This window comes from Nostoc sp. UHCC 0251, from assembly GCF_034932245.1.
Lineage (GTDB): Bacteria > Cyanobacteriota > Cyanobacteriia > Cyanobacteriales > Nostocaceae > Nostoc.
Window position 1 is genome coordinate 1 of the sequence record NZ_JAYGHD010000208.1, and the last position, 4,236, is coordinate 4,236.

At 42.5% G+C, this 4,236-nt stretch carries 5 protein-coding genes; 1 reads left to right on the forward strand and 4 read right to left on the reverse strand.

The features are described from left to right. The first annotated feature begins 207 nt into the window (after nt 1–207). Nucleotides 208–1,806, forward strand: coding sequence for an Hsp70 family protein (locus VB740_RS17320; RefSeq protein WP_323201201.1), 1,599 nt, complete (start codon nt 208–210; stop codon nt 1,804–1,806). 77 nt (nt 1,807–1,883) lie between these two features. Here VB740_RS17320 and VB740_RS17325 read toward each other — a convergent pair whose 3' ends face one another. The 4 genes from VB740_RS17325 to VB740_RS17340 all read right to left on the reverse strand — a co-directional run bounded on the left by VB740_RS17325 (nt 1,884) and on the right by VB740_RS17340 (nt 3,841). After that, on the reverse strand, nt 1,884–2,198 hold the full coding sequence (locus VB740_RS17325) for a PIN domain-containing protein (RefSeq protein ID WP_323201202.1): 315 nt from the start codon (nt 2,196–2,198) through the stop codon (nt 1,884–1,886). Next, a complete protein-coding gene (locus VB740_RS17330; protein ID WP_323201203.1) occupies nt 2,182–2,472 on the reverse strand; it encodes a type II toxin-antitoxin system prevent-host-death family antitoxin in 291 nt (96 codons plus the stop codon). The genes VB740_RS17325 and VB740_RS17330 overlap by 17 nt, the downstream gene beginning before the upstream one ends. A 128-nt stretch (nt 2,473–2,600) precedes the next feature. Continuing rightward, nucleotides 2,601–3,164, reverse strand: coding sequence for a Uma2 family endonuclease (locus tag VB740_RS17335; RefSeq protein WP_323201204.1), 564 nt, complete (start codon nt 3,162–3,164; stop codon nt 2,601–2,603). A 137-nt stretch (nt 3,165–3,301) separates the two neighbouring features. Beyond that, nucleotides 3,302–3,841, reverse strand: coding sequence for a L,D-transpeptidase (locus tag VB740_RS17340; RefSeq protein WP_323201205.1), 540 nt, complete (start codon nt 3,839–3,841; stop codon nt 3,302–3,304). Nucleotides 3,842–4,236: the final 395 nt, after the last annotated feature.

Consider the following 4,236-nt stretch of genomic DNA (forward strand, 5'->3'; position numbering starts at 1 on the left):
CCACTAGCGAACCTGCACAAGCGCAGGCTTTGAGGGGTGTGGTGAGAAATCCGGGGCTAACACTTCGCTGCAACAGACTGAATCGATATCTGGATTGGGATGCAAAGAAGTAAGCCTATGGGTGCATTTGCTTTCTTGGTAGCTTATAGAGAATAATCACAAATAAAGCAGCTTTGGCATCTTTGTGCGAGAGAATAAATATAAAATATGGCGATCGCAATCGATTTTGGTACTAGCAACACAGTCATTGCTCGTTGGAACCCTGTAACCCAGCAGCCAGAAACCCTAACTCTACCAGGTTTATCAATTAAACAAAGTCTCAATCCGCCACTGATTCCCAGCTTGGTTTATGTTGAAGACGCAACAAAAAATCAAGTCTTAGTAGGGCAACAAGTACGCGATCGCGGTCTTGACCTCAAAGGCGAAACGCGATTTTTCCGCAGCTTCAAGCGGGGTATTGGTGCAGATATCCAAGGTTTCTTACCCGAACTAGATGGGCAAATTGTCACCTTTGAGCAAGTAGGGCAATGGTTCCTCACCAAAGTAATTGAAGAACTAGCACCCCAGGAAGGAGGGTTAGACTCTTTAGTATTAACCGTACCTGTAGACAGTTTTGAAGCTTATCGTCACTGGTTGGGGAAAGTTTGTCAAGCCCTCCCGGTCGAACAGGTGCGGATGTTGGATGAACCCACAGCAGCCGCCTTGGGTTATGGTTTAGCAGATCAAGAAATTCTCTTGGTGATTGATTTTGGCGGCGGCACTTTGGATTTGTCTCTTGTCCGATTGGATCAAAGTGTGCAAGCAACCACAAAGCCACTGGGATTTCTCCTTAAATGGGGTAATAAGTCCCTGGCTGAAGATTCAAAACAAAAAGTTAAAACTGCCCGTGTCCTGGCGAAAGCTGGGCAAAATTTGGGCGGTACTGATATTGATAATTGGTTAGTAGATTACTTTGCCAAAACTCAAGAACTGGCGGTAAGTCCGTTGACAACAAGATTGGCAGAACGGGTAAAAATTCAGCTATCAACCCAAAATCAAGCTAGTGAAGTTTATTTTGATGATGAGACATTTGAAAGCTATGAACTGAAACTAAACCGCGATACTTTTGACGATATCCTCAAAGAACACGCATTTTTTGAGTTACTAGATGAGTCGATGACGACACTGTTGCAGCAAGCAAGACGGCAAGGAATAGAACTTCCAGATATTAATGCAGTTTTGTTAGTTGGTGGGACAGTGCAATTACCAGCAGTGCAGACATGGATCAAACAGTATTTTGAACCAGAAAAAATCCGTTGCGAACGTCCCTTTGAAGCGATCGCTCAAGGTGCATTACAGTTAGCTCAAGGCGTACAAATCAAAGACTTTCTCTACCATAGTTATGGTATCCGCTACTGGGATCGCCGCAATCAGCGCCACAAATGGCATTCTCTGATTAAAGCTGGGCAAGCATATCCGATGAGTCAGCCAGTGGAATTAGTCTTAGGCGCTTCAGTGGAAAATCAGCCCAGCATTGAACTAATTATGGGAGAATTGGGAGCAGATACGGGTAGTACTGAAGTTTATTTTGATGGCGATCGCTTAATTACTCGCCGGATGGACAATAGTGAAACCAGCGTCAAACCTCTCAACGATCAAGAAGGTGCGAGGACAATTGCCCAACTGACGCCAGCCGGATATCCTGGAAGCGATCGCATAAAAATTCTCTTTCAAGTTGATGAGCAACGCTTTTTGCGAATCACCGTTGAAGACTTGTTAACGAATGATACGCTGTTGGAAAATCAACTTGTGGCACAGTTGAGTTAATTAAAAGGATTTAAAAGTGGGATACCGCAACCGTCAAAATCCCGGATGTTGCGCGTTACTAAAGTCAATTGATGAATTTAAGCAGTAGCAGCAATCATCATATCTGCTTGGGTGTGTGTTTTCCCACTTAATCTTACTTGACTTCGCAATTCCCCGGAGCGCTTGGCGATTTCAATGGTGATGGGCAATACTTGACAGTTATTTTCCAAAAAGTTCTCAAACCATATTTGAATTCTAGGGTTAGGCTTGGATGTCAGTCCGTAAAATATTTCTTCAACGGTGATTGCACTCAGAACTATTGAGGAAACTTTTTCTGCCCATTTCGCTACACCAGAGTTAGGTTGCAGCCTTACTAATTCGCTGATAATGTTAGTGTCACACAGAAAAGTCATCGATGGCATCAGCGAAAGGGTTAAGACGGTCTTGGCGGGAGGGTACTTCGAGAATATAATCTTCTTCAGCAGCTATCTGACGTAGTTCTTTAAAGGCATCAGCTAAAGAAAACTTTTCGCGTTGCTTGCGCCACATCAAGAATTCCTCAAACATTTCAGCTTCGACAACAACAGCTACCAGTTCATTTCGGTTGTAGATGAGTCGCGGTTCTTTAGTTACAGCATGAATTAGTTCGGAGAACCTCTGTTTCGCTTCTGCAATTCTCCAGTGCATTCTCCTACCTCTTGTATTCATAATCATGTCTATTATAGACATGATTTATATCTATAATTTGGTTTTCCCCAGCCATATCTACGATGGGCTATTTGGCGTTGCACCTTATCATTCCAAGCGAGTTATTTCTAACCGCCCATCTTTAACCATCCAAAAACTTGATTGACGGTTAGTGCAAGTTGAATTTCTGGTAATACAGGCAAAAAATCTTCTCCCTGGAGTAATACTGGTTGTTGCTCTGGTAGAAATACCAAAATACTGAAATCATCAGGGTCAAGAAACCATCCAAGGCGGCTACCATACTTTAGACAGTGGAGAATGTTCCCAATTACTTTGTTGGGTTTTTGTTCTGGCGAAAGAATCTCAATCGTCCAGTCTGGTGGAAGTTCAAAATTATCAGGTACTTCATTATCAACGGTGAACGGTATGCGTCCCCATTGAAATACAGCTACATCAGGTATAATTGAGCGATCGCCAAAATTACACCGTAATTCAGGAAATGCATAGGCAATTTTCTGATTCTCCGTGACTTCATTAATAACAGCACCGAGTTTGCCTTGTAAGCGGCTGTGTCTCCCTTTCGGCATTGGCTTAGAAATAATCTCACCGTTAATATATTCACTTGCAGGCTTTGTTTCTGGGAGCTTTAGAAATTCCTCCAGGGTAAGTACTTGAGTAGTTGAGTAGCTCATAGCTCCTAAATCCCTCGAAGATGTGTTTTTAGTCTAGCAGTGATGTAGGGTGCGTTACACCCGGTAAACGCACCTGTCCATACATCAAAGGCAGAATTGCAACTCTTAATTACGAATTACGAATTACGAATTACGAATTATTTCCGCACCACTACTAAAGTTCCATTCCTAGCCCAGTTGTAGAGATTGCGAGCTTGCTTAACAGGTAAATTTACGCAACCGTGGCTAACTGGAGTTCCAAAACGGTTATGCCAGTAAGCGCCGTGGATAGCGTAGCCTCTGTAGAAATACATTGTGTAAGGAACATCAGGGATGTTGTAGCCCCTGCCTCGCATCCGGTGAGTGCGATACTTAGAATTAATCCGAAATCTACCTATGGGTGTGGGAGTCGATCGCTTGCCTCCAGAAATGCGGTATGAATAAACAAGTCTTTTACCTTCCCATGCACGTAAGCGTTGCTCTGACAAATCAATTTCAATCCAGCGAGTTTGGGATGTTTGCCTAATATTAGATGCAGTGATGTTGTTTTCATTGACTGACGCGGCTGTTGCTGTACTAAAGTTCGGTGTACCAGCTAAAGGTGATGACCAAGAGAATAAAGTTGTCATCATCAGCGCCACGCCTGTACAAAAAGTTCCTGAAGAACGAATCCTACCACTGCGAATCCAAGATTGCATTATGCCTTGCCTTATAAACTACGCAAAAATTATGAAGTGAAGTAACTTTCTGGAAAACTACAAATTTCCAGATTGACTACTCGTTTTCTGTCGAGGATTTACGCAATTCATCCGCTAATGCTTTTCAAAGTCCTAAGCTAATCTGCATCTAATTTGCACATTTGTCATTTGTCCTTGGTTAAATGATGAGTTCTAATTAAAGACCAATGACTAATTACAAAGGACATTTTTACAAAAAATCTGTCATTTAAATGCCTAAATACAAACTTTCCCCAAATTCATATTTGCATTTTTAATTTCACACAGCAATTGTCAGGATTCACACTTATTATTTGGGCAAATCGTAACTGCCCAGGTAGGAAAGTCAGGGATATTCCCGTGAGGGAGGAAAGATG

Coding starts and splice junctions, on each gene's coding strand:
- VB740_RS17330 (WP_323201203.1), bottom strand. CDS start 2,472: ATGCACTGGAGAATTGCAGAAGCGAAACAGAGGTTCTCCGAACTAATT.
- VB740_RS17320 (WP_323201201.1), top strand. CDS start 208: ATGGCGATCGCAATCGATTTTGGTACTAGCAACACAGTCATTGCTCGT.
- VB740_RS17325 (WP_323201202.1), bottom strand. CDS start 2,198: ATGACTTTTCTGTGTGACACTAACATTATCAGCGAATTAGTAAGGCTG.
- VB740_RS17335 (WP_323201204.1), bottom strand. CDS start 3,164: ATGAGCTACTCAACTACTCAAGTACTTACCCTGGAGGAATTTCTAAAG.
- VB740_RS17340 (WP_323201205.1), bottom strand. CDS start 3,841: ATGCAATCTTGGATTCGCAGTGGTAGGATTCGTTCTTCAGGAACTTTT.